Source organism: Lacrimispora amygdalina, assembly GCF_003432035.1.
In the GTDB taxonomy this organism is placed as follows: domain Bacteria; phylum Bacillota; class Clostridia; order Lachnospirales; family Lachnospiraceae; genus Lacrimispora; species Lacrimispora amygdalina.
Map to the genome: position 1 here is coordinate 1 of NZ_QOHO01000009.1, position 25,674 is coordinate 25,674.

A 25,674-nucleotide genomic window follows, 5' to 3' on the forward strand; every position below is an offset into this window, starting at 1 on the left:
TGGGAGGATGCAAACTATTTATTCGATTAAATAGATTCATTAATAAAATTTTTCGGTACTGCTTCTGTTGCTTTATCAATAAAAGCAGCAACTTTACTGGAACTTTCCTTCATACCACTATTAACCCAATTTTTTATTACGGCTATACTGCCATATGCGGTAAACGTATACCAATTATCAAATAACTTTTGATCTATATTTTTTACTTCCTTTTTCCATTTTTCAATATTAAAATCATGGCTGATATAAATAATACGTTCTAATAAATCCTTATCCCCATTTTCTGAAAATAATACTTCGCATATATTTCTATTTGCTTTTATATACTTACAAATTTCATATGAAAGTTTTCCACAAACTTCAAGATTTATGGTATGATCCACAACCCGCCTGATTTCTTCATATAACTCATCTTCAATACTTGATAAAAGTTCAAACTGATTCGCATAATGTGAATAAAAAGTATTGCGATTTATATCTGCTTTCTTACATATATCTGTCACTGTAATTTTGCTGATAGGACGCTCTCTCATAAGTTCCAGTAAACTGTTTTTTATAACCATCTTTGTATATCTTACTCGTTGGTCTGTTTTTTTCGTATGCCATTATATTCTCCCTAAATAAATCAGTAAACGAACAATTAATATATAATTTGTAAGATATCGAACGCATTGTTATCGAACTGACTGTTGATTAAGTAACACTGTATCAGTATAATATATTTGAACGTTCGACTCAATCATAATTTTAGCTGGAGGTAAAACAATGGGAAATATTACAATAGTTCCTGTATGGATAATTCAAGATATTTTAGTTTTAATTATTGCCACTTTAATGATTTTTTATATAATAGAGAATGAAGAGCGTCCGAAGATTGTATTAATGCAATTTATATGCTTTGTCTTTTTATACGCCTCGGCCTTTGAAAATGTTGCTGTATTTATGGGATCTATAGGGAAAGAAGGTTTTTACTCCTATGGGCGCAGTATCCTAATGATATTCAATGTACCATTAACAGTTCCAATTATCGAGTTTCTTATCGTTTACTCAACGTTACGTGTTTTGAAGACGATAAATATACCGTCATGGACGAAACCATTCATTGCTGGACTTAGTGCTATGATTTTTGATTTTTCACTGGATCCGGTCGCAGTAAAACAGATTTTTCAAACTACAGAAGGAATCATTGGCAGGTGGAGTTATTACCCACTCCCTGGTGAACCTGTCATTTATGGGGAACCTGTTATGAATTTTACAGGATGGATCTATATAGCCGGATACTGGACTGCATTTATCTTAATCGGTGAATGGTGGCATAAACAGAGTGGTTACAGTAGGCTAATTGGTTATCTATATCCGGTTTTGGCTTCCATTCTTTCTCTGATTTGTTTGGTTTCACCTATATCCAATTTCTTTAATTATATGGGACCATTTTTCACCAGAACTTCTAATATGCAATGGGTAATGTTGATTGCTCTTTCTGTAATTTCAGTGGGAATTTTAACGTTAGCATTCATCAAACTCTGGGATCGCAAGGTTGTTAGTTCTTTGAATTACAAAAAAGATTTTCCAATTATGTTTACTTTCCTGGGTTTTCCTCTGGTTAATACCTTATTTTGTGTCATTGGTGGGTACATGGAGATACTATGGCTTGTTGTCCTGGCAGAATTGTTATTATTGATAGGCTGGTGTGGAATTTATATTCTGAGTAATAAAGTAATTCCCAAAAGAATAAAGGGCTCCAAACAAGTTGGCTAAATATTCAATAAGCAACCGTAAGGGCTCGCTGCCTGTGTTGAATGTGTAGTGTGTGTGAAGCCTTTAATAGGTATCAAGATTAGAGTATGCCCCCCCTCCTTACCTTTCGGGTTAGGAGGGGGGGCATCACGCTAATAACGCTTATTTTATTCTATGATTACTTTCAGACTGTTTTCAAAACAATAATTAGATAATTCATTCCCTATACCGGGTAAATCTGGTATTGATATAGATCCATCTATTGGCTGATAATCGTGAATACACAGCTTTTTATTATATGGATGCAGATTGTAAACATGATGCTCGTGGATTGTAAAATTAGGTATTGCTGCCTCTAAATGGAGTGCTACCGCTGTAGAAAGAGGACTGGCACAAACATGAGCTTGTATCCCAATATCATATATATACGCCATATCACATATTTTTTTTGCTTCGGTTAAACCTCCGCAATTTCCAATATCAGGCTGAGCTATTTGTATGGAATTATCCTTAAAATATTGCTCAAATCCCCATCTTGTGTAAATCCTTTCACCATGAGCAATTGGAATATTAATATTTTTACTAACATAATTATTTAATGAAGGACTTGGTGTTGTTGGCTCTTCATACATAAAAATATGATATCTCTCAACCAGCTTCCCAAGCTGTACCGCAGACTGAGCATCAAGATACGAATGGTTTTCCATAATAATATCTACATCATCACCCACAGCATTTCGAACTGCTTCGATTCTTTCTGTTACCATTTTTATTTTATTTGGTGGAAGCAAACCTGTGGTATCTTCACTGGTTAACCTGTTTCCATACTCATCAAATGTAAAGAAATCTATTTTTATAGCATCATAGCCCTCAGATATGGCTTTTTTAGAATATTCCACATATTCTCTCGTTGAAGCTGCTGATAATTTCGTATCACCCCAGCCAAATTGAAGCTGACTGGCATAGCACCTTAGTTTATTTCTCAACTTTCCACCTAAAAGTTTGTAAATTGGAACTTCAAAGTATTTACCTTTAATATCCCATAGTGCAATATCAATTGCAGATATACCACTGAAAATTACTGGCCCCCCATTTTGCCCCCAAAATGTTGACCTATATAATTTATTCCAAATCACTTCATGGTCAAGAGGATCCATGCCTATTATAAGTTTTGCTAAATCTTGTATCATTCCATATGCTGCTGTTGAGCCAACCCCATATGCCATGGCCGCTTCACCATCTCCATAAATTCCTTTATCCGTATATATTCTGCAGACGATAGGTCTCCACCCTGGGTTATCTATGGACTTTACATCAACTTGCATCACTTCAACTTTTATGATCTTCATACTTATCTCCCAGCTCCTTTTTTAGAATCCCGGTACATAACAACCTTTGAATATATTATTTATTTCATCTCTCATTCCATCTGATGTATATGCCTTTATTAAGGCAGCCACCCACGGTTCATTTTTTCTATCCGGATTTATAACAAACCCAACCCCGAACTCTGCTAAGTCATCTGATGTACAAATTTCTTTATCTAAAGATATATTGTTACTAACCATAAACATCTTTGCACAACAAATTGCATCCACATCTGGTAATGATGAAACTACTTGGTGAACATGAATTTCATTAAATACCAGATTTTTAGGATTTTCAATTATATCTAATGTTGTAGGTATGGCAACTCCTTCTTGTAATTTTATTAACCCTTGTTGTTCAAGTAAAAGTAATGCCCTTGCCATGTTACTACTGTCTTGAGGTATTGTAAGTGTGGCTCCATCTGGCAGTTCTTCAACAGTTTTGTATTTATCTGAGTACATCCCAAAAACATTGTAATGTATATAAGGTGTTAACATAAATACATCCTTATCTTTCGATTTATTATACGCATCCATCCATGGCTTATGTTGATGCAAAGATGCATTAATATCTCCATTTAAAACAGCTTCATTCATAGTCGTTGCATCCTCTAATACAACTACCTCAACATCATATCCCAGCTCATTCATTTTTTTTATTGCCACTGGATTATTAACCTCATCATAATTGAACGCAACGCAGGATAAAATTATTTTTTCTCTATCTGTAGTTTCATTCAATGTTACATTTGATTTTACATTTGAAGGTGAATTATTACTAACCGTGCAAGCTGTCAGCAAAAATATTACTCCCAGTATTAAAGATAAAACCTTGGTTCCACTTCTTATATTTATCATATTTACTATATTCTCCTTTATCACCTTACTTTTTTATAAACCCGATCCCCGATAAACTGAATTAATATTACTAAAGTCATCAGTACAAAAACTATGGAATACATTACCCTGTCATTAAAACTTTGATATCCATATTGCAGTGCTGAGGCTCCAAGTCCTCCCGCTCCGATTGCCCCTGCGACAGCAGTCAGATTAAGTACATGTATAATACAAAGAATTAACCCAGAGACAAGAGATGGAAGTGCAGAAACGACAACTACTTTAAAGATGATTTGAAAATCAGATGCGCCAAAAGATTTTGCTGCCTCAATTAATGCGGGATTTACCTCCTTAAATGAGTTTTCAAACATTCTCGCCATAAATGGGGTAGATGCTATGGTCAAAGGTACTAAAGCTGATTTCCAGCCTATGCTTGAACCTGTAATAAATCTTGTCAAAGGTATAATTGAAACCATTAAAATAACAAAAGGAAAGGATCTTATTATACTTATTATAGCATTGAGGGCTATGTTGATAACCTTACTTGGGTGAAGTCCATCTTCTCTTGTAATATATATAGTTATTGCAATTACAAATCCGAAAAAAACCGCTAAAAATATTTCTACACAAAGCATTCTTATGGTAGCTAAAAATGACGGAAGAATGATTCTCTCTAAGATTTCACTCCACGGTAAATATCTCATTACGTCTCCTCCTTATCATTCAAAAGTATCTTTCTATATGAGACATTATTGTGTTTAAAATAATTTACAAAGTCACTCTCAAAATCTTCAGGAATACCAATCATATATGTATCATACTTATTTTCTTTAAATTGTTCTGTGCTGCTATAAATTATAGAATACACATTTTTAAGTTCCACTCCCATTCTGGGCATAAAGTCATTATTATTAATATCTTGCTTAAAAGTAATTCTATAATTACATCCACTTTTAATTTCTAATTCATCAACACCCGCAAAGCGCTCAAGTGCCGGAGAATATCTCATGAAAACCTCATCAACATGACCATTTTCCACAACATGTCCATCTTCCAGTAAAATAACATCATCACAAATTTGTCTTACCACAGACATCTGATGCGTTACAACTATTATTGTTATATCTAAACTTTCATTTATCTTTTTTAGTAAATTTAAGATATCTTTCGTTGTTTTAGGATCAAGAGCTGATGTTGCCTCATCACAAAGCAGTATTTCAGGATTCATAGTCAGAGCCCTTGCAATTGCAACTCTCTGTTTCTGTCCTCCACTTAGGTTGCGGGTCTTAACATTAATTTTATCCTCTAAACCAGTAAGCTTTAAGAGTTCTTTAACTCTGGCCTGAATTTCCTTTTTGGGGATATTCCAACAACGCATTGGAAGAGCAATATTATCATATACCGTTTTCCGGTCTATTAAGGAAAAATGTTGGAATATCATACCAATATTTTTCCGAAATGAGTTTAATTCTTTTTTACTTAAACTGCTTATTTCAACACCATTAATGGTAACACTCCCACTTTGATAAGACTCAAGTCCATTTATGCATCTTAAGAGAGTAGATTTTCCTACTCCGCTTTTCCCGACAAGACCACAAATTCGTCCTCTCTCTATAGTGAAAGAAATATCATTTAATATATTTAAAGTTCCGAAACTTTTGTTTAATAGGTTAATTTTAATCATATGTTTTTTTGTAATGACACCCCCCTTTCTATAATTTTAAACAATAATTTGTTAATAAATATATTATTTTATATGCACATTATTGATAATATCATCTTGTTATACATATAGTCCAATTAATAATTCTTATCACAAACATGGAAACTTTTGCTTTTTTTTATATCGCTAAAATGGAGTTTTTAATCAATTTCCTAGCAAGTATCTATTGACGGTGGAATCTTTTTCTATTTGCATAGTTTTATAAAACTTTTTGCACTTTCTGTAAGGAACTTATTTTTATGATGAATTATGTAAAACTCTCTTTTAAATTCAATATCCTTTAAATGAAATACACTGATTTCTTTTCTCTCTAAGGCATCTTTCACCAAAAGATATGGCAGTATGGAGATTCCCAAATTTTCACCTACTGCCCTGACTATTGCCTGGGTACTGGTGCTTTCCCACGCTGGTGAAATCTCAATGTTATGCATTGTCATAATGCTATCAAATATGTTTCTTCCGGCGCTTCCAGACTCTCTCATTATAAAACTTTCATCGCAAAGCTGCGTTAATTCAATCTGATTCTGTTCTGCAAACTTATGGTTGATTGCGCAAATTGGAACCAGCTCATCATCACGAAATTTGTATTTTACCAGATAGGAACTGTGGACAAGCTCTTCAATTAAGCCAATATCTATTTTATTAGATAAAACGTATTGTTGAATTCTATCAGAATTATCAATCACCACTTTTACTTCCATATGTGGATGCATTCCCTTAAATGCCGATACATATCCAGGCAACAGATAATTTCCAATTGTAATACTTGTGCCAATGCGAATGACACCTATACCATCAAGATTTTTCACTTCGTTTTCCATATCCTCAAAAAGTCCAACAATATGTGTTGCATATTGAAGAAAGCGCTTACCGTCTTCTGTTATATAAAGCCTTTTTGCGATACGGTCAAATAACTTAATTCCATAATAATCTTCAAGTTCAGAAATTGCCAGGCTAATAGATGGCTGCGCAATGTAAAGCTTTTCTCCGGCAGCTGTTGCGCTGCCTGTTTCACAGACTGTGACAAATATTTTAAGATGTCTGAGCGTCATTACTTTCTCCCTTTGTTATAATAAATTTATTATGAACTATATATTATAATACTATTTTGAATATATAGTTTCAAGTATTATAATGAATTATAGAGGAGGGCTAAAAAATTGGAAACCAAAACACATATCTACAGAAAACTATTCAGCTCCACATTTTATTTAAGTGCTTTTACCTTTGGCGGCGGCTTTGTTATCATTCCACTGATGAAAAAAAATTTTGTGGACGATCTTCATTGGATTGAGGAAGATGAAATGCTGAATTTAGCAGCAATTGCACAATCCTCTCCGGGAGCTGTTGCTGTCAATGCGTCCATACTTTTAGGGTATAAAGTCGCAGGTATATTGGGAGCATTAGTCACAATTTTAGGCACAATACTGCCGCCGCTTATCATTATTTCAGTTATATCGCTGTTTTACACTGCATTTCGAGACAACACTGTAGTAAATGCTGTTTTGAAAGGGATGCAGGCAGGAGTAGCTGCTGTTATTGCTGATGTTGTAATTAATCTTGGGAGTAACGTAATTAAGGAAAAGAATATCGTATCGACACTTGTTATGGTGTGTGCCTTTGCTGCAACCTTTTTCTTCAAAGTGAATGTCATGTACATTATTTTAGTCTGCGGCTGCATTGGGGCAACAAAAATATTAATTCAAGTAAAAAATTCTCCAAAGGATGGTGATAAGTAATGACAATGCTACAACTGTTTTGGAGTTTTTTTCAAATTGGAATGTTCAGCATCGGCGGTGGGATGGCTGCTATGCCTCTTATTCAAAACCAAGTAGTTGATTTGCATAATTGGCTGACCCTTACAGAGTTTACTGACCTTATTACCATTGCAGAAATGACACCGGGACCCATCGCCATCAATTCCGCTACATTTGTGGGCATCCGAATTGCAGGTGTTCCGGGTGCTTTAATTGCAACTTTGGGATGTATTCTTCCATCCTGCATCATTGTATCGTTATTAGCTTGGATTTATTTCAAATACAAAGAATTAACATTAATACAAGGCATCCTCGAAGGGTTAAGACCGGCTGTTGTGGCGCTGATTGCATCTGCTGGTCTATCTATTTTTACTTTGGCTATATGGGGGAAAGGCGGATTTTCTATAAATGTGCAGTCTATCAATTATATTTCGCTGCTACTCTTTAGTGTGGCCGTATTTATACTGCGCAAGTGGAAACCAAATCCTATTTTTGTAATGGTTGGCTCAGGCATAATTGGCGGAACCGTTTATTTATTGATGTAAGGAGGGGCAGACTATGAAATTACGAATACGAAAAGGTTTATTTTCTTGGAAGCTGCAAGACGAGAACGGTGCTACTTTGGCAAAAATTTGCAACAAAAAGCTTGGAGGGTCAGCAAAAAAAATAATTGACGCAAAGGGGAATACAATATTTACCACAGATATTGTAAACTTGCCAAAACAAACAGAAAGCTGGAATCGTGCGGACTCAAGAAAGTATATGATCTATAAAGATACACAGCCGGTAGCAACTGCAAATCTTTTCTTTGCAACAAATCCAGAACGGACTAAAACACAGAGCTTTACTTTATGCCCTCCTAAGGCAGATAAAATGGAGGTTGAATCTTCATATGGAATATGGGTAGTTCAGCGGCAAAAGAACAATGGATTAAACATTACCCATGATGATACTTCTATTGGAATTATATCTCCATTTTTTTCGTTTAAGCCTATTTTTTTAGAACTTTCAGAAAAATACGAAATAACATTTTGGGCTAGTATCTATATGCTTGTAGAGTATATGATGCATGAAGATGATCTTATCGTGATTTAGTAATTTACAGTATAAAAGCCTGCTGAAAGTCTGAGCATATCTTCTGTTAATATAGACGAGGAGCCATCTTGGGCATTGATAAATAATAAAGAAACGGCGTAAAAGTAAAAAACTCTTACGCCTTATAGTAACCTTTATTCATTTTCAACTATTGATAAATCAAAAAAACTACTTTCTCAGCCGACTGACGTAAATATTCCCTGCCACCGTCTATCAGCTCTATATTGCACCATTCTCTTTGTTCTTACTATTCAAGAGCAGTGCCGCAACCACACCCAGCAAACCGCAAAGTCCTGCGACTAACATAGCTGTCTCATATCCCGCCGCGCGAGCTGCCAGATCTTCCATTCCAGCCGAAACTTTGGTCGCCGTCACTGCATTGCTGATTGCCTGCATAACTGCAAGTCCAACGCTTCCGGCGATACAGATCGCAATATAAGCTACCGCGTTGCCATCTGCAATCCTACTTTTCGGCAGGTATTCTTCTGCAGCATTATAGCAAAGCGTAACAAGACAGCAGTGTCCAAGGCCCCCGAAGGCTGAGATGAAGAAGATTAAGCCTAAGCTGGTGGTTGGTGACAGTGTTATTCCATAAAAGAAGGCGTTCAGTGCAACAAGCAGAGTACACATTGCCAGGAGTCCTTTGCTCTTGCCCCACTTCTTATAAAGTGCACCATAAATAGGACTCATGACAAGAGTTCCAATGGAGAATACCGTAAAAGGTAACGCCGACATTGCTGCTGTTGTACCCATAACCACCTGCATATAATAGATAACAAACACAAACTGCCCCATACATGCTGCGCAGCCAAAAAATGACTGAATAAAGATGTAGGCTACATTACGATTGTCCTTAAATAGTCTGACAGGGAATATCGCGTCTGAACCAAGTCGCACCTCTACTATTATGAATGCTGCCAGCCCTAAGAGACCCACGATCAGAAGAGTAATAATTCTGGGGCTGGCCCAACCCCATGAGTTTCCAAAATTACATGCAAGTACGATACAGCTGATCCAAATTATGAAAATCAAGGTACCAATAGAATCAAATCTCCGTGGAGTGTAATTTCTTTGCTGTGTATTTGACGGTGTAATCGCCAGAGTTAAAACAAGACCAATAGCCTGAATGACAGTCATAATATAGTAGACTGATTCCCAGCCCAATTGATCAACTAACAAACCAGACAGAGTTGGAACTATAATTGCAGCAATTCCCTGTGTGATTCCAATGGAAGAAAGCCACATAGCTCGCTTTGACGGCGGCCAGATCTTGTTCATCATGCTAATCATATTGCTGATCAGTCCCGCATTACCAATTCCCTGCAGCATTACTATGATCAGGAACATGGGGAGATTATTTGCCAACAGTGTACCAAAATTACATAAAATCACGAGAATAAGCGAACCGCCCATAATCTTCTTGATCCCCCATTTAGGAATCAGTCGTGCCGAAACGGAAGTGGCCACCACCATAACTGCGGTCTGTAATGCTTTTCCTGCAGAGTAATATTCTCCTGCATTCCAGTCGGCCATTATATAAGCGGTACACATACTAAAAGCACGCATATAGAAATGGATTCCAAAAAAGCCCACAAGAAGTGAAATCGTAACCATTGCTCTTTTCTTTGGCTCTATGTATACTAAAACATCATCGTCGTCATTTGACCCTTTCAATACTCCAGCATATTGATCTGACATACTTTTCCTCCTGTAATATAATAGATTTAATTAAATATGAAATAAAATGTGAATAAGATATTATTTTTTCAAGATATGTCACGTCTTAACTAAGGCAAATAAGGAAACAGCTGCATGAAGATTGCACAAACCGCCGTACCACAGAGGGTGGCTACACAGCTAGATACAAAAATCGGCGGATACCCGTCTTTCAGTTTGAGATCAGCTATATCCATGTTGATTATAACCGCAGATGACCAGGGAAGCTCATCAATAATGGAGCTTGCAAAGCACGATACTCTATGAATATATGCGAGACTGAGCCCTGCTTCCTGACATCGTTCCATAACCAGTGGAACTGCAATTCGAATTGAGGAGGAAGAACTTCCCGTGATAGCGGCTATTAAACAAACAGATAGGATTAAGATGAAACCTACCGGAACATTTAAATTAAAAATGCCGTCAATCATGCTCTGAAATTCAGGCAAAGTCTGAACGACCGCTGTAAATCCCACAATCGAAGCAACGGAGCCAGTAGGAATAAACGCCATTTTTCCTCCTATCGACACGCTTTCCTTCAATTCACTCATTCCACCAAGATACGGGTAAAACAATATCACCGAAACGATCCAGCTGATCATCGTTGCTGTAAAAATATCAAGTGCAAAAAAGTTGAATAGCAGCAGCAGAAGAAGAAGCGGAGCAAAGGCTTTCATAAATCCTGGTCTTGGCTTGTCTTCTATAGGCAGTAGATCCTTCGATCCATACTCAAATTTGGCACCCCGTTTCACATCATTTTTAATCATCAGGGTCAACAGTGAGGTGGTGACAAAAATTTCAACAATGATGGCAACAATACCTCCATAGAACCCCGAATAAGACGGAGTGCCTAATATTTGCATTGCCAGTATGTTTACGATTTCTGCTGATCCCGGTCCCGTCATAGCAAACGTATAAACTCCGCAGGTCAGAATCCCCATTACAAAACGTTTTGGAATATCCGCTCTCTCCATGATGCGTAGTGCAATGGGATAGGTGGCAATCAGGGTAACCAGTGAGTTCATACCGCAATAGCAGACAATACCACTAACAGCAATCAGTGCAAGGATTGCAGAAATGTATTTTTGAGTCTGAGACGATCCCTCCCGAAACATTGCGTTTGCCATTTTATCTGCTATGGTGATAACCGCTCCGGATCTGTTAAACACTTGAGCCAAAAGACTACCGGAAAAAATTGCAGGAAATAGCGCCTGAAACATATCGCAGAATTTAACAAAATATGTATTAGACATTGTTTCACTATACGGTAACCCGTTCAGAACAATTACCACTGCTGCTGCTACAATTCCGACGATCAAGGGACTCCAATTCCTCATCATCAAAATCATAACAATGGCCATGCCAATAAAAATGCTAATATACCCCAACATATATCTTTCTCCTATTCTTGATGCCAGATGGCTTTTTTAGCACTTGCATTTTATTTTTTTAGTACCTCGGTTCTATTTCACAGCTATATCATACCAATAAAAAAAAAATTGTCAATTGTTTTTGTTAAAATTTTAGCAATTATTTTTAAAAAATGCATTTTATTTCTCAAAAATTGCAGAAAAAAAACTGCAAAATTTGCAGCTTTTTAATTAGACTATATTATTTCTTCTCCTGATCATTCTCTTCCTCAAAACTGATGGCATGGGCTTTCACCGGAAGCAATAGCCCGTTGAATAGATTTTTAAACTTCTCTTGGAGACAGAATCCACCCTGCCCTGCAGCCCAGGAATAGACGATGCCACGGGAACCATAATATAAGGCTTCTGCTATTTGCTCCGGCTGTGACATGTTCTGAATCTCTCCGGATTTCTGGGCTTTTTCAATGAGAATCACCACTGTATTGAATAAAATCAGGTACCTTGGAAAATCTATCTCGTCACAAGTGCTCAAAAACGTGCGGTAAACTTGTCCCACCACGGACGAACCGTACTTGTTATTTTTTGTAATATAAGAATTAAAAATTGCCCATAACTGCAAAATATTTGACTCCAGTGCCATAATTTCTGCAAAATTTTCCTGGGTTGTCCGGGATGTCTGTTCGGTAAATTCTTCGATCAACGATTCCTTTGATGGGAAATGATAATAGAATGTGCTTTTCGTAATTTTCGAGGATTGGCATATTTCCTGAATAGTTACATTATCATAACCCTTTTCCCGAAACAACTCTAAAGCACATTCCACAATCCTTCTATGAGTCTTGTTGTTAATTGATTTTGACATAAGTCCTCCTAAAAAAAGATTGACAAAAAAAAGATAAAGTAATATTCTTAGTACTGTTATACTATTTTTTATTACCTCGGTACTATTTCTTTCACACTATTATTTAATTTTTGTTAATATCACTGCGGTATCCTACCGTCGCATCTACATTTTATAATATTCAAACAAATAAATCAACAAAAGGAGGAATAGTAATCCTATGTTACTTTTTCAAGAAGGTAAAATTCGTAATTTGACAATTAAAAATAGAATTGCATTAGCCCCTATGGGGCAGCCAGCAGATATTGATGGTGGCTTCACACAAAGCAATATTGATTACCTGGTAGAACGAGCGAAAGGTGGCGTCGGTTTAATCATCACGGGCTGCACAGTCTGTAGCGATGAGTATGAACCCAGACCCTGCAATATGCACAATAACTTTCATCAAAATGACCGGTTAGGAACTCTGGCAGACCAGGTTCATATGTACGGCTCAAAGTTGTGCTTACAGCTTTCTCCGGGTATTGGGAGAATGAATTTCATTGATCCCTTTACGCCACCATACTCTTCAAGTCCTGTCCCCAGCTACGCATTTCCTGACTTAATCTGCCGTGAAATGCCAGCGGAAGGGATCAAGAAGCTGGTAAAAGCCATGGGATATTCTGCTCAGCTGGCGATGAGAGCAGGCGTCGACATGGTTCAGGTTCATGCCTACGGAGGTTATTTAATTGACCAGTTTACATCTGCGTATTGGAACAAAAGATCAGACGAATACGGCGGCAGCTTTGAAAACAGAACCCGCTTTCTAAGGGAGATCATCGAAGAGATCAGAAAAATGTGCGGGAACAAATTCCCTATATCTGTAAAACTTACAATCGATAGCGTAGATGGACCAGAACGGCCCCTGGAAGAAGGTTTAGCCGTTGCAAAGATGCTTGATGAGATGGACGTTGATTTGCTTCATGTGGGGCGTGGCGCGTACAATTGCAGATGGCGTATGGTCAGTAGTGTATACCAAGAACCAGGATTTGATATTGAGGCGGTAAAGCAGATCAAGAATATAGTAAAAAATATGCCAGTTATGGTTCACGGCAAATTGGATGGTTACAATATTGCTGAAAAGGCTTTAGCAGAAAATGCTGCTGATTTTGTAGCAATCGGTCATGGTTTGCTGGCAGACCCCCATTGGGCAAACAAAATCAAAGACAATCGCCTTGACGAAATCATTCCTTGTATTGGCTGCGGAGAGTGTCATTATAATGCCATGAACGGAAAAATTCTTTCCTGTGCTGTCACTCCAACAACCGGCTACGAAAAAGAATATGCCCTCACTCCCGCTACGGAGAATAAACGTATTCTGGTAATAGGAGGAGGTCCCGGGGGAATGAAAGCAGCCATTACTGCTGCTCAAAGAGGCTTTCAAGTAACCCTGTGGGAAAAGAATACTTATCTTGGTGGAGAAATGACTGTTGCAGGAGCTCCTAGATTTAAGAAAGATGTTGCCTCCCATGTAGAATACCTGGTTCGCCAGATCTACAAACATGCAATTGATTTGAAATTAGGCTTCAATGGGGGAATAGAAGATGTCATTAAATTCAACCCTGATTTTGTAGTAGTTGCCACCGGTGCAGAACCAATTGTGATAAAGGTTCCTGGATATGATAAGGCACATGTGACGTTAGCAGAAGATGTTTTGCTTCATAAAAAAAATATCGGTAATCAGGTAGTTGTAGTCGGCGGTGGTCTGGTAGGCTGTGAAACAGCCGTAGAATTAGCAATGCAGGGGCATGATGTCACAATTATAGAGATGATGGACGGGATATTAAAAACTGCTTCACATTTCGTGGCAAATGATCAAAACCTTCGTTACTTAGTACAGCAATCTGGATTAAAGATACTTTCGAGTGCAAAGCTTACCGAAATCTTGGATGATGCCATCCTTTATGAAAAAGACGGACAGCAACAGAAAGTCTCATGTGACAGCGTAGTCTTTGCTGTTGGATTCCGCTCCAATCAAGACCTGTACAATCAGATCAAGAATGCAGGCTTTGAAGCTGTCGTAATCGGTGACAATGTTCAGCCCGGCAAAATTCTCGATGCGATTCATCAGGGGTATCATTCTATCCGCGTTCTATAAGAACATAACTTCAATAACATGATTATTGTTTTTTAAAGGAAGGAGCAAATGAGAAAAATGAATAGTGAAAAATACGGAATTGTTACCGGCGCTTCACGAGGGCTTGGTAAACAAATGGCCATTGAGCTTGCAAGAGAGGGCTATGACGTTATCTTTACATATAATTCAAATGTCAGTCTTGCAGAAGATGTCAAGAAAGACTTGTCAGAACGTTTCGGTGTTAGGGTAGAAATTTTTCCGTTACAGGTTGAAAGCTCTAAAGGTGTACAAGAACTCTACCAGTTCGCAGTAAACACGTTCGGAGAAAACCTGCATGTACTAATCAATAATGCGGGAATTTACCAAAATGTCAACCTGGTCGATATGGATCCTAAAGATTTTGACGCAGTAATAGATACGAATTTAAAGGGTACCTTCTATATGTGCCACTACTTCACTCCGCTGATGATAAAGCAGCATTACGGCAGGATCATTAATGTTTCCTCTGCAGTTGGTCTGCGTGGAATGCCAGGCTGTACTGCGTATGCTGCTTCAAAATTCGGCGTAAGAGGGTTAACCCAGTCCCTGGCCTGCGAACTTGGGCCTCATAACATCACAGTAAATGCTATTGCCCCCGGGTCCCATAAAACCGACATGTACTATAGTGCTCCCCCGGAAGTTATGGAAGCAAGATTGAAAAGCACCCCCCTGCAGCGAGCAGGAGAATTGGAAGAGATGGATCTTTTAGTTCGCTACTTCATCTCCTCCAACTTCACCACCGGACAGATTATCTCAGACAATGGCGGAACAACAATGGTTTAACCAACAAAGCTGTAATAGCCTAAAAAGCAGGCAGCATTTCAATTTGAACTGACCGCATGGGTGTGACAAAAACCGAATGCAGACAATAAGAAACTCCTCTTTATTATCATGCCACGATAAGGAGGAGTTCTTATTGTGGTCTTTATTCACCGGAATTATTGTATTATTCATTTATTATGTGCTTTAAAGCCAGATGCATTCAGAAGCACCGTAAATTGATGGATTCCAAAATCATATTCTCGTTGGAATGGGATTTTCTAATGCTACAACTCTTGGCGATGCTGTAATTCAGATTCCTAAAAGACACACTTCATCCTTGTCGTAGACAATTGATCAACTAATGCTTATAGAATAAACAGAATATTTATACAAGAGCCCCACCGCCATCTACGATTATGAACTGACCCTGAACATAACTGGAACTATCACTGGATAGATAGAGAACTGTACCATTTAATTCCCCTTTCCTTCCTGGACGTCCTGCCGGATTCAATGTATTATATTGATTCAGAAAATTTTCTGACTTAAATAAAGTTTCACTCGTCATTTCACTTTCAAAAAGAGCCGGTCCAATGGCATTCACAGTGATACCATATTTTGCATAAGAAGCTGCCATACCTCTTGTTAATCCAACCACTGCAGCTTTGGATGAATTATAAGAATGTCTGATAAATACATCAAACTTATCTGCAACAACTGCATTTACGGATGCAATATTGATAATTTTACCATAGCATCTTTCCTTCATCTGTGGAAGTACATATTTGCTTGCTAAAAAGATACCCTTCACATTCGTATCAAAAGATTTATCCCAATCTTCCATGGACATGCTGTCTACGCCGCCACGAACAGCAACTCCTGCATTATTTAACAAAATGTCAATGTGGCCGAAGGTATCAAGCACGGATTGCATTGCTGTTTTTACACTTGTCTCGTTTGTAACATCACATCCAACTGCAACTACCTTTCTGCCTGTTTTCTCAATTTCTGCTTTTACTTCGTTTAACTTTTCAATACGTCTTGCCAGTAATGCAACGTCTGCTCCTGCTTTCGCATAGGCTAGTGCCGCATCTGCACCTAGCCCTGAACTTGCTCCTGTAACTACAGCTACTCTTCCAGTCAAATCAAAAAAATTTTCCATATTTATATACATCCTTTCTTAGACTCCAGTGTTTATGAGAAACACCTTTTATTCGCCTATACCAAGGTGATTTGAATTCTTTTTATATTTATTCTCTATAAAATAACTTATTCATTTTTCTCCTTCTCTCTGTTTCGATATTCAGTTGGTGTCATACCATATTTCTTTTTAAACTGTGCAGCAAAATATCCCATCTCCGTAAAGCCGCATCCATCTCCGATTTCTGAGATCTGGCAATCCTTCTCTGCCAGATTTTGCGCTGCTACAAGCAGACGATACTGATTGACATACCGGAGCGGTGTTATACCAACAATTTCTCGAAAACATCTCAGACACTCACTTTTGCTGACTGCTGCAGCTTCTGCAATATCTTCAAGAAGAATTGCCTCGAAATAGTGATCCTGAATATATTTAAGCATTTGCTTCATGCGCTGCTCATTTCGATGTATCCTCTGCGGTATTGTAATGAATTCCTTCTGCTGATAATCACTTAGCTGTAGCAGAATCTCAGAAAGTTCGTTTCTCACTCTGAACTCATATCCATGTTTGTCTGCTGCAATCTCAATCCAGGCGCGTCGTATCCTGTCAAGAATGTTCTTCTGCCAGTCAGTATTTCTGGAAAGTAATTGAACCGAAAACTCAACATTATTGATTAACGGATGCAAATACTTCTTCCAATAAATACTATCCTCTATTCCACCAATCAGACGTGGATGAAAAACAATGGAATGAATCAGGGCACCCTGTTTTTCATTGGCAGCACTGGCCGTGTGCAGTATATCGGCATTCACAAACGCGCCATCCCCCTCTTCTAACAGGAACTGTCTTGCGCCAACATAAAGTTTACTTCGGCCTTTTTCAACCATAATCAGCTCCAGCTCACTATGCCAATGCCAGGGCACAGACACGTCTGAAAAATCAACTGAATAACAAGCTGCCGGAAAGAATACAGAGCCATGTGCCTTGGTTTCTCTTTTTGTAACATCAATATAACTTATACTTGATGAAACAGGCATAGCAGTTTCTCCTTTTGGCGTTTTTCTAATAGTATACAGTTATAATTTACTAATGTAAAGATAGATTTAGTGATATTATATTAGTGAAAGCGAGGAAGCAAGATATGAAATCAATATATCGGAAATTTGGAAATAGAATTGGGTTAATGATGACAGGCATTATCGGAATGGGAGTATTTCTTTCTTTTCTGATTGAGGTAAACCTTGGCACCGACACAAACTCTTTTATGAACCTGGCATTATCGGAGCGTTTCGGGATTTCCTTTGGAACCTGTATGGTACTTTCCAATATTCTCTTCTTCATCCCTGAGGCTTTGCTTCAACCTAAGCTGATCAATATCGGAACAATAATGAACATGTTTCTAATCGGTTATATCAGTGATTCTTGTCATGTTCTATGGTCACGCTATTTGCCACAGATAATGTTTACAGTTCAGCCATACCAAACGATTACATTTCTTATGGCACTTCTTCCCTTTCTGGTATCGGTTGCTTTTTACATGAATGCCGATATGGGACAAACCCCATACGATGCCATACCGACTATTATCAGCCATCGTTCTCATCTTCCATACCTTGTCATAAGAATCATTTGGGATTTTAGCGCAATTCTTATTGGTATTCTAGCTGGGAAACATCTTTCAATTGCAACTGTTGTTATGGCACTTACAATCGGCCCTTCCGTTACCTTCATCGGGAACTTCATGAAATCTCTTTCTTGGAAAGATCAAAAACGTGCTTCTGAAAATGAACTATAAGAAGTGAAGAAAGTGACTCTGATGTAATTTATAGGCACTAGCAAATAGCCACCCATAATTCTAGATTTCTGGGTAGAAAAAAATGTGCAGCGAGTAGCGGCGACTTTAATACCGGTACAACCGGTTAGATTATTTTTTGCAGACATAGCCGCGCAACAACAGCACAATAACTGAATTGGAAGTCAGTGGGGCCAGATATTTTGTCTGTAATAAGTCAACTTGATTGCTGAACAGAAATGTCGGCTCTATGCGGATCGCGTAAAATTCAAGGTCATCCGAAAGGCTTTCCAAATAGTGCAGTTCGTTACTGTTGATGACCACGATGCTTCCGGACGACACTTCGAAATGATTATATTATAATCTCCTTACCAATGTCATCTTTTTTCTCTACTCAAAGGTCGCTCTACGTTCAGTTTCTTTCAACACGTCTTATATTTTTTATTTGCAAAGCTTTACCCCCGCTCTATCAGAAAAGAATTCTGTATGCCTTGAGTGTGCAATAATGATAACCAAAGCATACAGTTCCACCTTTGCGCCAACCTATATTTCTTAAGAATTGTTTAAATAAGCTAACTTATATTTCCATCAACAATAGCATAGCATGTAAAAAATATACCCGATAATATCTATGGCCAATCACAGTCATAACAGCTAGATTGGAAGAAGACGCGTACCCTATCAAAAATATCTTACTACTTAAATTTTATTGAATTTGCATAAAACGGTTCACCATGACCTGGATATATTTTGAGAATTTTGTAACTCAGAACTTTTCTGGCACTTTCCTTCATCTCAGCAAAATTATGAGCGATTGATAATTTAAGTTTCTATGTTCCTCTTTTATTGCCTTAAAGTCCATGGTAATATTGACTTGGGAAGTATGTGGTTTTCAAAGTACGAAACTATTGACCTGAATAGAAATTGTTTTTGGACTGCAGTCTTCTGCTGATGCCGTCACAGTGATCATACCTGCCTCTGCTTTTGAGCGGACAACAGCTAAAACCATCCCATCAAAGGTTGTTCTTGCAGTATCAAAGAAATTCTCAGTGCTCTTCGGATCTGCACTTCCAAACCCTTGCAAAACGCCTGATCCCTCTACAGTAACCGATACTTTTCTATCCGCTGAGGTTTGCAGTATTCCTGCTTCATCTGTAAGTGAAATCATAACATATGCCAGGTCTTCTCCCGTTGCTTCCAGCACTTCCCTGTCAACATCCATTTTTAACTCAAGTTCTTTTCCAGCTGTCTCTAAAACCATGCTGCCTGTTTCCTTCCCCTTAGCATATGCAATTGCCTTCAGTTCCCCCGGTATAAATACAATATCAAAAGTTGCTTTGAAATCGCTTTTCTCACCAACGGTGGCTTTGCCCATAGATTTGCCGTTTAATAGAAGTTCTACTTCTTCCGCGTCAGAATATATTTCTACTTTTACCGGCTTTTCTTCAAAACCTGGCCATGTCCAGCTGGATATGGAATCACTCCAGAACCATGGGGATGCAATAGGCTCTTTTCCATAGTGTTCAGGACTCTGTACTGCAATGTACGGCTGATTACGTAAGCCATATACTATTTCACGATAATATGATATCGGGCGGCGATTACCTGTAATGTCAATATCGCCACAATATGCTATCATCCAGGGATAATTACCCATAAAATTTCCTGCACTGCTTTTATCATATTCAATCTTGCCAATCCCAGCCTCCCCCAGATAGTCCCAACCAGTCCATGTAAAATCGCCGATTACATGACCGTTTTCTCTGACAAGCTTCCAATTGCCGGCGATATCTTTTGGGAAAGTCTCGCTGCCACAGATAACCCGGTTAGGGAATAGTTTTTTATCATTTACATATCTGGAATCGGCATAATTATAGCCCGCTATATCTACTACTGCAAAAGATTCGGCTGTGGAATTTGTTACAATTTCCAAGTTCATAATACCTTTTATCATGGCACCAAAATCTGCCATTTGAGAATTAACATCCCCTGTCATGGTGCCTTGCATAACTGACTTCAACAAATCAATGACCGAGACCATTCCATTTATTGAATTAATAATGTACCTGGTACTATCCAGACTGCGGATTTTTTCAGCAAGCTTTCTCCCCCAGACCGTACCATTACTACTTCCAGTATCAGGTATTTCATTTCCTATGGAATACATAATAACACAGGGGTGGTTGAAATCTTTGTCTACCATAGCTTGAATATCTTTTTCCCACCAGGTGGGAAAATACAGAGCATAATCATAAGGGGTTTTATTAGAGGTCCATATATCAAAGCTTTCATCCATCACCAGCATTCCTAAACTATCACAGGCTTTCAGCAGAGCTTTGCTCATAGGATGATGGGCACTGCGGATTGCATTGAAGCCTGCCTCTTTTAAAATTTCCACACGACGCTCTTCAGCACGGTCAAAGGTAGCGGCACCTATCACACCATTGTCATGATGAATACATGCACCACGCAGCTTAACAACCTGTCCATTGATCTTTAAACCCTCTTCTGCATCCAATGACAGGGAACGGATTCCGAAGGTATTTATCTCTTCATCTAGCATCTTCTCTCCTGCCATCACCTTGCTTCTGCAGATATATAGATAAGGTGCCTCCACACTCCAGAGCTTAGGCTGCCTTACATACAGGCGCTGGCGCATTGTTGCGCTTTCTCCGGCAAATGCTGTCAATGGTGCATTATCAATTGCTACTGTATTACCCTCAGCATCAATAATTTCAGTTACAACAGTGGTGGCCTCAGGATTCATACCTTCGTTTTCTACTATTGTTGCTACTGCTACAATTGCATGCCCTTTACCTAAATCCGGTGTTGTGATTTTAATCCCGTCTACAGAAATATGTACTGAATCTGCAACCATAATCCTGGTGTTCCGGTAGATACCTGTCCCTGTGTACCAACGTGAATCATCAGAGCTCTTTGTCACAACCTTGATTTCATTTTCTTCACCGTATTTCAGGAAACGGTCTGCCTTGATATAAAAATTACTATAGCCGTATGGATGCTGTCCGGCAAAATCACCATTGATGTACACCATAGCATTCATATAAACACCCTCGAATTCAAAGGTAACCCTCTTATCCTTATATTCAGCAGGTACAAAAAATTTCTTTACATAGTCATAGCTTCTATCAGGAAAGAATCCTTTCTTGCCCCCACTTTCAGTATGATCATTTCTCTGATTCATAATCATTGCATCATAAGGCAGAGTAATCTGTTTGGGAGGCTCTTTGTTTGAGATGTGAAAAAAACCTGTGTTTGAGCCGATTGTCCAACCTTGGTTGAATGAATTTCTAATCATATTCCATTCCTCCTACTTTTAGAGTGCGTTATCTACATATACAACACTAATTTATCATACTACTAGTTACCTTCATCATCTTTTCCTCCTATGATTCACTTTTGTTATATATTGGCATTAAATTTATCAACTAAACGAATATCTTCGGAAGATGCGCCAACACTGACTGTCCTAGTTCCTGCAAAGAGGAAGAACTCTTTTGAAACTTACAAATTGGTACGTATAATAATAGTTGCGATACAAGTATACATATATCTCTATTTTATTTAAGGCATTTTACTGCTTCCACATATTTTTCTCTTGGACTAAATTTGGGAGCAACTTTGGCGATAACATAAAGAAATAACCATGTCGTGATAAAAACAATGATGGACGCAATATGCGTTACTAAACTTGAGTCTTGACGGCCTAACGGCAGCCAAACGATCCATGTTGTAAACGTCACTACCGCTACGGCCGTACAAGGTACGATCCATAAAATTAATAGTGAACGTACGCCTTTTAAATATGGTTTCAACATATAAACAACAAATCCTATAACGACAGGATTAAGGCCATTACTTATTCCCCACCACATTGGGAATCCGAAGAGCCTGAATGGCTGATTTCCGTAATATATGTAAGTGCCGATTGAACAGCCTGTACACTCAAGTATTATATCCGCAATCATAAAAATTAAATAGAGTATAACAACTTTCTTCGCAGTAACGCCCTTTTCAAACTGAGAATAAGCAATAAATGAACCTCCGCCAGTGAACCAGGAGTAACCAATGGCCACCCACAATGGCAGACTGACCCCAAAACAGTTAAAGACCGTAAAGATACTACCATGCGTGGGGAACCAGACATATCCCACCAGATCATAAATTACCTCTGTAAGTATCGCAATAATGCCGCCCCCGAGCATGAGAAGGCCCATCGGCGATTTCGTCTTTTTCCAGTGATAGACCATAAATGCAATAACAGCAACTAAAACAATGAGACAGCCGATCGTGAAATAGAGCTCAAGCTGACCTGCGGCTTGCATGTTAACAGGAGCAACAGGGCGACCCTCATCATGCAATAAAAAAGAAAATATCGAATTTAACATAGTAAACTCTCCTCTCATAAATTAAAGATATGGTATGTTATTAATTTTATTTCTTCTGTATTTACTTAAGCTCTACAACACTGGGTTCACGTAAATCTCCTAATTCGTGAATCATTTTGCCTTTAACAACCTTGATTCCCTCAAGCAGAGGTATGCTTATTTCTACGTCACACATAAGCCTTATATATCCGGGCTTACGCATTTCGGATGGTAAGGGTACATCTGGAATTAAATCGTTATCTGCCAATTCCGTCTGATTAGATATTACTATCTTCACGTGATCATTGTTATATGGAACTTCTATTTTAATAACATTAGGATATGGGGTTCGGGTAATAGAGGATACAGAAATATTGTCCGTATCTGTATAGGTATCAGTAAACGTACCTGTACTTAATAATATTTGATCTCCTTTGCTCAGTAAGAGTTGCGGCAGAACTTGGAAATCATATTCTTTGGGAGCTATTACGTGTGAAAAATTTAATATAAAATCATCGACTTCCGCACGTCCCCAGTGCCATCGATAATAAGTAGACATCGGAACAACATTACCAAAATTATGGTCATGATATCCGTGCCCGTTCTTGAACTCTTTTGTCTTGCCTGCAACTGTAAGCGTTCCATCAGCAATCGCGCAAGGGACTGCCACAAAATGCGATGAATATTCTGTCAATTTCTCGTTATAATACATTGTACCCGTTCCTGGTTTCCAGCTAGGCATCGTTGCCATTAGATTAACATCAAGAACGACATCGTCTTCCTCGATATGAAGATGCCAATTCGGATATTTTCCTTTACACCAGGCAATATTTCCGAGTTTGAAATCACATTGTTCATAGTCCGCTTCCAATTTCAAATCAGGGTAGCTACGTACAATATCTCTCTTATCCCCATCGGATGTTTCAACGTTAAGGCAGATTCCCGGGGTAGCCGTTTTATCCAAATCGCCAAACATACCGATCCAATCTCTGTAAAGCACTAAAACAGCCATTTTATATCCATCATCAGTATGAACATCGAAATACCAAGACTCAAAATGATGGGGATCATCGTTATAATGAAAGGCATCATCTCTGTCTGTTACAATGTCAGGAAATTGACAATATGCAAGCGCACAAGCGTCAAATTGAGAAGTAATATGTTTATTCTCCATTTTAATCTCCTTTCTGCCGCTACGCGTCAGCACAAATAGGAATGAAAGAAGGTGCTGGCTGGCGACGATTTTTATTGTGTAGAATAAATTGGGGTAAGGAGGCATACTACAACGCACGGTAGGAGGAGTCATTGATACGCTTCCTGTAAAAACAGTATTTTAATCAGTGTTGGAATCATCTGGTCAAGCACAAATAAGTGGCGCTGCGAGCCTCTAGACCGTTATCAAAACTCATTGTAAAAATTTCTTGTGTACCATATCAACTGCCTCTACTCCAATTCGCACGGCCGGATGACCTTTACGCCATATCCCTCTTAAAGTTTCTGTTGTGTTGCATGACCGATGAAACTTTGTATAGATGTACTTCCCACCGGGGAAATACCCGGTAGCCGAGCCGTTTTTTAGTTTTGGCCTGCGTGTTTCGGTCAACATCGCGTCATGCGGTAGATTGACGATAGTCTTTTTCGTATCATCGTTGGCATTATAGACCGTCCAGCCCTGGTTAAAACTTTTCCCAATCATGTTAATCTGTTTGGGAGGCTCTCCGTGAGACATGTGAAAAAATCTGTGCTTGAGCCGACTGTCCAACCATGGTTGAATGATTTTCTAATCATATTCCTTTCCTCCTATTTTTAGAGTACGTTATCTCCATGTACAACACTAATTTAGCACAAAATAAAAAAGGAAGCATTGCTTCCTTTCGATTGATTACTAAAATACTGTGTCCATTTTCGACTAATAATTTATTCAGATACATCCTGCGATCTGTCCCAATGTTTTTGTCTGTACTGTTCAGGGGTCATATTATTTAACTCAAAAAAAATGTTGTAAAAATGATGCCTGTTTTCGTAGCCCACTGATTCTATTATACTGGTAACAGGCATACGAGTATTTACAAGAAGTTCCTCAGCCTTTGAAATGCGGATTTTTCTGAGCAACTCAGAAAACGTAATTCCTGCGTGCTTTTTAATAAGTCTGGCGAAATAATCCTGCTGAAAATGAAACCGTTTGGTAAGCTCCTTTAGAGAAGCATCCTTGTAATTCTTCCTCAAATACTCTTCAACTTCAGAATACAAGAGCTCATTCATTCTTTTCAGTTGTGTTGAAGTTAGATTTATATCATAATCCCTGGTCAATATATCGAATATCCTTATAATGAGCCCTTTAATAATATACTTTGCACCTTTTCTATTTTCAAATTTCTCTTTTGCAACCTGTTCTATTAAAGGAAACAGAACATCTTGTTCATCTCGCGGGGTGAATTGTAAAAACTGTCTCAAACTTTTCTGCTTCATTAAAGCTCTTCTTATAAACTGCTGAACATTATTATCATCCAATTCAGCAAGGAATAACTCATCAAAGAAATCCTCTTTCATGCATATGAATATTACGAAGTTGTCCTGATCTTTTATAAAATCTGCATGCTCACTGTTTTTATCGATAATGCATATGCTTCCTTGGGAAAAAGTACGTTTTTCCCCGGCAATCAGCTGACTGAATTCTCCTTTTGCAACATAAGCAATTTCTATATAGTCATGGCGGTGCATAGGAGTCATACCTGCTCTCAGTTGCTCTTCATCCTGCATTACTAAGGACGGACTGAAATCTAATGAGGTTACAACCTTAGAATCTGATGTGGTTCTCCAGAAAAGGATAACAAAGGATTTGATAAGAATATGAGTCACGCCTTCCTTGTCAGTGCTACTCATCGCAATACCATCAGAATGTAATAATTGCTCCATAATATTCCGGTCTATTTTGGGAATTGAATTAATATCACTCATTGTTTTGTACAGTTCCATTAAATTCATAATGCTCG

Annotated in this window: 23 protein-coding genes; 7 read left to right on the top strand and 16 right to left on the bottom strand. The window is 38.2% G+C overall.

Annotated elements, in window-relative coordinates; genetic code table 11:
• Nucleotides 1-26 precede the first annotated feature (26 nt).
• Nucleotides 27-563, bottom strand: a complete 537-nt coding sequence (locus DS742_RS02310; RefSeq protein WP_117415429.1) for a TetR/AcrR family transcriptional regulator — start codon at nt 561-563, stop codon at nt 27-29.
• Between the two features lie 202 nt (nt 564-765).
• On the opposite strand from DS742_RS02310, the gene DS742_RS02315 reads away from it, so the two are divergent.
• Nucleotides 766-1,758: a carotenoid biosynthesis protein gene (locus DS742_RS02315; RefSeq protein ID WP_117415430.1), complete on the top strand. Its 993-nt coding sequence runs from the start codon at nt 766-768 to the stop codon at nt 1,756-1,758.
• A 146-nt stretch (nt 1,759-1,904) separates the two neighbouring features.
• Here the strand turns inward: DS742_RS02315 and DS742_RS02320 are convergent, their stop codons facing one another.
• The 5 genes from DS742_RS02320 to DS742_RS02340 all read right to left on the bottom strand — a co-directional run bounded on the left by DS742_RS02320 (nt 1,905) and on the right by DS742_RS02340 (nt 6,716).
• Complete coding sequence (locus DS742_RS02320) at nt 1,905-3,086, bottom strand: mandelate racemase/muconate lactonizing enzyme family protein (protein WP_117415431.1); 1,182 nt, start codon at nt 3,084-3,086, stop codon at nt 1,905-1,907.
• A 21-nt stretch (nt 3,087-3,107) separates the two neighbouring features.
• Nucleotides 3,108-3,962, bottom strand: coding sequence for a MetQ/NlpA family ABC transporter substrate-binding protein (locus DS742_RS02325; RefSeq protein WP_117415432.1), 855 nt, complete (start codon nt 3,960-3,962; stop codon nt 3,108-3,110).
• A gap of 20 nt (nt 3,963-3,982) precedes the next feature.
• Complete coding sequence (locus DS742_RS02330; RefSeq protein ID WP_117415433.1) at nt 3,983-4,645, bottom strand: methionine ABC transporter permease; 663 nt, start codon at nt 4,643-4,645, stop codon at nt 3,983-3,985.
• A complete protein-coding gene (locus tag DS742_RS02335) occupies nt 4,645-5,625 on the bottom strand; it encodes a methionine ABC transporter ATP-binding protein (protein WP_117415434.1) in 981 nt (326 codons plus the stop codon). Before DS742_RS02335 ends, DS742_RS02330 begins: the two co-directional genes overlap by 1 nt.
• A gap of 224 nt (nt 5,626-5,849) precedes the next feature.
• Nucleotides 5,850-6,716: a LysR family transcriptional regulator gene (locus tag DS742_RS02340; protein ID WP_117415435.1), complete on the bottom strand. Its 867-nt coding sequence runs from the start codon at nt 6,714-6,716 to the stop codon at nt 5,850-5,852.
• Nucleotides 6,717-6,824: 108 nt separating this feature from the next.
• Between DS742_RS02340 and DS742_RS02345 the strand changes: the two genes are divergently transcribed.
• From DS742_RS02345 to DS742_RS02355, 3 genes are read left to right on the top strand one after another with little or no spacing between them, the layout of a single operon-like run.
• On the top strand, nt 6,825-7,403 hold the full coding sequence (locus DS742_RS02345; protein WP_117415436.1) for a chromate transporter: 579 nt from the start codon (nt 6,825-6,827) through the stop codon (nt 7,401-7,403).
• Nucleotides 7,403-7,966 carry a chromate transporter gene (locus tag DS742_RS02350; protein ID WP_117415437.1) on the top strand — a complete coding sequence of 188 codons (564 nt, stop codon included), beginning with the start codon at nt 7,403-7,405 and terminating at the stop codon, nt 7,964-7,966. The genes DS742_RS02345 and DS742_RS02350 overlap by 1 nt, the downstream gene beginning before the upstream one ends.
• A gap of 13 nt (nt 7,967-7,979) precedes the next feature.
• The gene (locus DS742_RS02355; RefSeq protein WP_117415438.1) at nt 7,980-8,516 is read left to right on the top strand and encodes a hypothetical protein; all 537 of its coding nucleotides are present in this window, start codon (nt 7,980-7,982) and stop codon (nt 8,514-8,516) included.
• Between the two features lie 219 nt (nt 8,517-8,735).
• Here DS742_RS02355 and DS742_RS02360 read toward each other — a convergent pair whose 3' ends face one another.
• The 3 genes from DS742_RS02360 to DS742_RS02370 all read right to left on the bottom strand — a co-directional run bounded on the left by DS742_RS02360 (nt 8,736) and on the right by DS742_RS02370 (nt 12,464).
• Nucleotides 8,736-10,214: an MFS transporter gene (locus DS742_RS02360; protein ID WP_117415439.1), complete on the bottom strand. Its 1,479-nt coding sequence runs from the start codon at nt 10,212-10,214 to the stop codon at nt 8,736-8,738.
• An 89-nt stretch (nt 10,215-10,303) separates the two neighbouring features.
• Nucleotides 10,304-11,623, bottom strand: a complete 1,320-nt coding sequence (locus DS742_RS02365) for a GntP family permease (protein ID WP_117415440.1) — start codon at nt 11,621-11,623, stop codon at nt 10,304-10,306.
• 220 nt (nt 11,624-11,843) lie between these two features.
• Nucleotides 11,844-12,464, bottom strand: coding sequence for a TetR/AcrR family transcriptional regulator (locus DS742_RS02370; RefSeq protein ID WP_117415441.1), 621 nt, complete (start codon nt 12,462-12,464; stop codon nt 11,844-11,846).
• Nucleotides 12,465-12,663: 199 nt separating this feature from the next.
• Between DS742_RS02370 and DS742_RS02375 the strand changes: the two genes are divergently transcribed.
• Both DS742_RS02375 and DS742_RS02380 read left to right on the top strand, forming a co-directional pair.
• Entirely contained in the window at nt 12,664-14,580 is a 1,917-nt protein-coding gene (locus DS742_RS02375; protein ID WP_117415442.1) for an FAD-dependent oxidoreductase, read from the top strand.
• 48 nt (nt 14,581-14,628) lie between these two features.
• Nucleotides 14,629-15,381 carry an SDR family NAD(P)-dependent oxidoreductase gene (locus DS742_RS02380; RefSeq protein ID WP_117415443.1) on the top strand — a complete coding sequence of 251 codons (753 nt, stop codon included), beginning with the start codon at nt 14,629-14,631 and terminating at the stop codon, nt 15,379-15,381.
• A gap of 364 nt (nt 15,382-15,745) precedes the next feature.
• On the opposite strand, the gene DS742_RS02385 is transcribed toward DS742_RS02380, so the two are convergent.
• Nucleotides 15,746-16,522: an SDR family NAD(P)-dependent oxidoreductase gene (locus DS742_RS02385; protein WP_117415464.1), complete on the bottom strand. Its 777-nt coding sequence runs from the start codon at nt 16,520-16,522 to the stop codon at nt 15,746-15,748.
• A 107-nt stretch (nt 16,523-16,629) separates the two neighbouring features.
• Nucleotides 16,630-17,538: an AraC family transcriptional regulator gene (locus DS742_RS02390; RefSeq protein ID WP_117415444.1), complete on the bottom strand. Its 909-nt coding sequence runs from the start codon at nt 17,536-17,538 to the stop codon at nt 16,630-16,632.
• Between the two features lie 104 nt (nt 17,539-17,642).
• Between DS742_RS02390 and DS742_RS02395 the strand changes: the two genes are divergently transcribed.
• Nucleotides 17,643-18,296 carry a YczE/YyaS/YitT family protein gene (locus tag DS742_RS02395; protein WP_117415445.1) on the top strand — a complete coding sequence of 218 codons (654 nt, stop codon included), beginning with the start codon at nt 17,643-17,645 and terminating at the stop codon, nt 18,294-18,296.
• 129 nt (nt 18,297-18,425) lie between these two features.
• Here the strand turns inward: DS742_RS02395 and DS742_RS02400 are convergent, their stop codons facing one another.
• The 5 genes from DS742_RS02400 to DS742_RS02425 all read right to left on the bottom strand — a co-directional run bounded on the left by DS742_RS02400 (nt 18,426) and on the right by DS742_RS02425 (nt 25,666).
• Nucleotides 18,426-18,635 (bottom strand): AraC family ligand binding domain-containing protein, encoded by a 210-nt coding sequence (locus DS742_RS02400; protein ID WP_341457590.1) that lies wholly within the window; start codon nt 18,633-18,635, stop codon nt 18,426-18,428.
• Nucleotides 18,636-19,185: 550 nt separating this feature from the next.
• Nucleotides 19,186-21,612: a glycoside hydrolase family 2 TIM barrel-domain containing protein gene (locus DS742_RS02405; protein WP_117415446.1), complete on the bottom strand. Its 2,427-nt coding sequence runs from the start codon at nt 21,610-21,612 to the stop codon at nt 19,186-19,188.
• A gap of 262 nt (nt 21,613-21,874) precedes the next feature.
• On the bottom strand, nt 21,875-22,702 hold the full coding sequence (locus DS742_RS02410) for a hypothetical protein (protein ID WP_117415447.1): 828 nt from the start codon (nt 22,700-22,702) through the stop codon (nt 21,875-21,877).
• Between the two features lie 61 nt (nt 22,703-22,763).
• On the bottom strand, nt 22,764-23,855 hold the full coding sequence (locus DS742_RS02415; protein WP_147325716.1) for a hypothetical protein: 1,092 nt from the start codon (nt 23,853-23,855) through the stop codon (nt 22,764-22,766).
• A 743-nt stretch (nt 23,856-24,598) separates the two neighbouring features.
• On the bottom strand, nt 24,599-25,666 hold the full coding sequence (locus tag DS742_RS02425; protein WP_117415450.1) for an AraC family transcriptional regulator: 1,068 nt from the start codon (nt 25,664-25,666) through the stop codon (nt 24,599-24,601).
• Between the last annotated feature and the right edge of the window lie 8 nt (nt 25,667-25,674).

What these genes read in the sequence shown, in the direction of transcription:
- DS742_RS02310 (WP_117415429.1), bottom strand. Translation starts at nt 563, where the DNA reads ATGGTTATAAAAAACAGTTTACTGGAACTTATGAGAGAGCGTCCTATC.
- DS742_RS02315 (WP_117415430.1), top strand. Translation starts at nt 766, where the DNA reads ATGGGAAATATTACAATAGTTCCTGTATGGATAATTCAAGATATTTTA.
- DS742_RS02320 (WP_117415431.1), bottom strand. Translation starts at nt 3,086, where the DNA reads ATGAAGATCATAAAAGTTGAAGTGATGCAAGTTGATGTAAAGTCCATA.
- DS742_RS02325 (WP_117415432.1), bottom strand. Translation starts at nt 3,962, where the DNA reads ATGATAAATATAAGAAGTGGAACCAAGGTTTTATCTTTAATACTGGGA.
- DS742_RS02330 (WP_117415433.1), bottom strand. Translation starts at nt 4,645, where the DNA reads ATGAGATATTTACCGTGGAGTGAAATCTTAGAGAGAATCATTCTTCCG.
- DS742_RS02335 (WP_117415434.1), bottom strand. Translation starts at nt 5,625, where the DNA reads ATGATTAAAATTAACCTATTAAACAAAAGTTTCGGAACTTTAAATATA.
- DS742_RS02340 (WP_117415435.1), bottom strand. Translation starts at nt 6,716, where the DNA reads ATGACGCTCAGACATCTTAAAATATTTGTCACAGTCTGTGAAACAGGC.
- DS742_RS02350 (WP_117415437.1), top strand. Translation starts at nt 7,403, where the DNA reads ATGACAATGCTACAACTGTTTTGGAGTTTTTTTCAAATTGGAATGTTC.
- DS742_RS02355 (WP_117415438.1), top strand. Translation starts at nt 7,980, where the DNA reads ATGAAATTACGAATACGAAAAGGTTTATTTTCTTGGAAGCTGCAAGAC.
- DS742_RS02360 (WP_117415439.1), bottom strand. Translation starts at nt 10,214, where the DNA reads ATGTCAGATCAATATGCTGGAGTATTGAAAGGGTCAAATGACGACGAT.
- DS742_RS02365 (WP_117415440.1), bottom strand. Translation starts at nt 11,623, where the DNA reads ATGTTGGGGTATATTAGCATTTTTATTGGCATGGCCATTGTTATGATT.
- DS742_RS02370 (WP_117415441.1), bottom strand. Translation starts at nt 12,464, where the DNA reads ATGTCAAAATCAATTAACAACAAGACTCATAGAAGGATTGTGGAATGT.
- DS742_RS02375 (WP_117415442.1), top strand. Translation starts at nt 12,664, where the DNA reads ATGTTACTTTTTCAAGAAGGTAAAATTCGTAATTTGACAATTAAAAAT.
- DS742_RS02380 (WP_117415443.1), top strand. Translation starts at nt 14,629, where the DNA reads ATGAGAAAAATGAATAGTGAAAAATACGGAATTGTTACCGGCGCTTCA.
- DS742_RS02385 (WP_117415464.1), bottom strand. Translation starts at nt 16,522, where the DNA reads ATGGAAAATTTTTTTGATTTGACTGGAAGAGTAGCTGTAGTTACAGGA.
- DS742_RS02390 (WP_117415444.1), bottom strand. Translation starts at nt 17,538, where the DNA reads ATGCCTGTTTCATCAAGTATAAGTTATATTGATGTTACAAAAAGAGAA.
- DS742_RS02395 (WP_117415445.1), top strand. Translation starts at nt 17,643, where the DNA reads ATGAAATCAATATATCGGAAATTTGGAAATAGAATTGGGTTAATGATG.
- DS742_RS02405 (WP_117415446.1), bottom strand. Translation starts at nt 21,612, where the DNA reads ATGATTAGAAATTCATTCAACCAAGGTTGGACAATCGGCTCAAACACA.
- DS742_RS02410 (WP_117415447.1), bottom strand. Translation starts at nt 22,702, where the DNA reads ATGTTAAATTCGATATTTTCTTTTTTATTGCATGATGAGGGTCGCCCT.
- DS742_RS02415 (WP_147325716.1), bottom strand. Translation starts at nt 23,855, where the DNA reads ATGGAGAATAAACATATTACTTCTCAATTTGACGCTTGTGCGCTTGCA.
- DS742_RS02425 (WP_117415450.1), bottom strand. Translation starts at nt 25,666, where the DNA reads ATGAATTTAATGGAACTGTACAAAACAATGAGTGATATTAATTCAATT.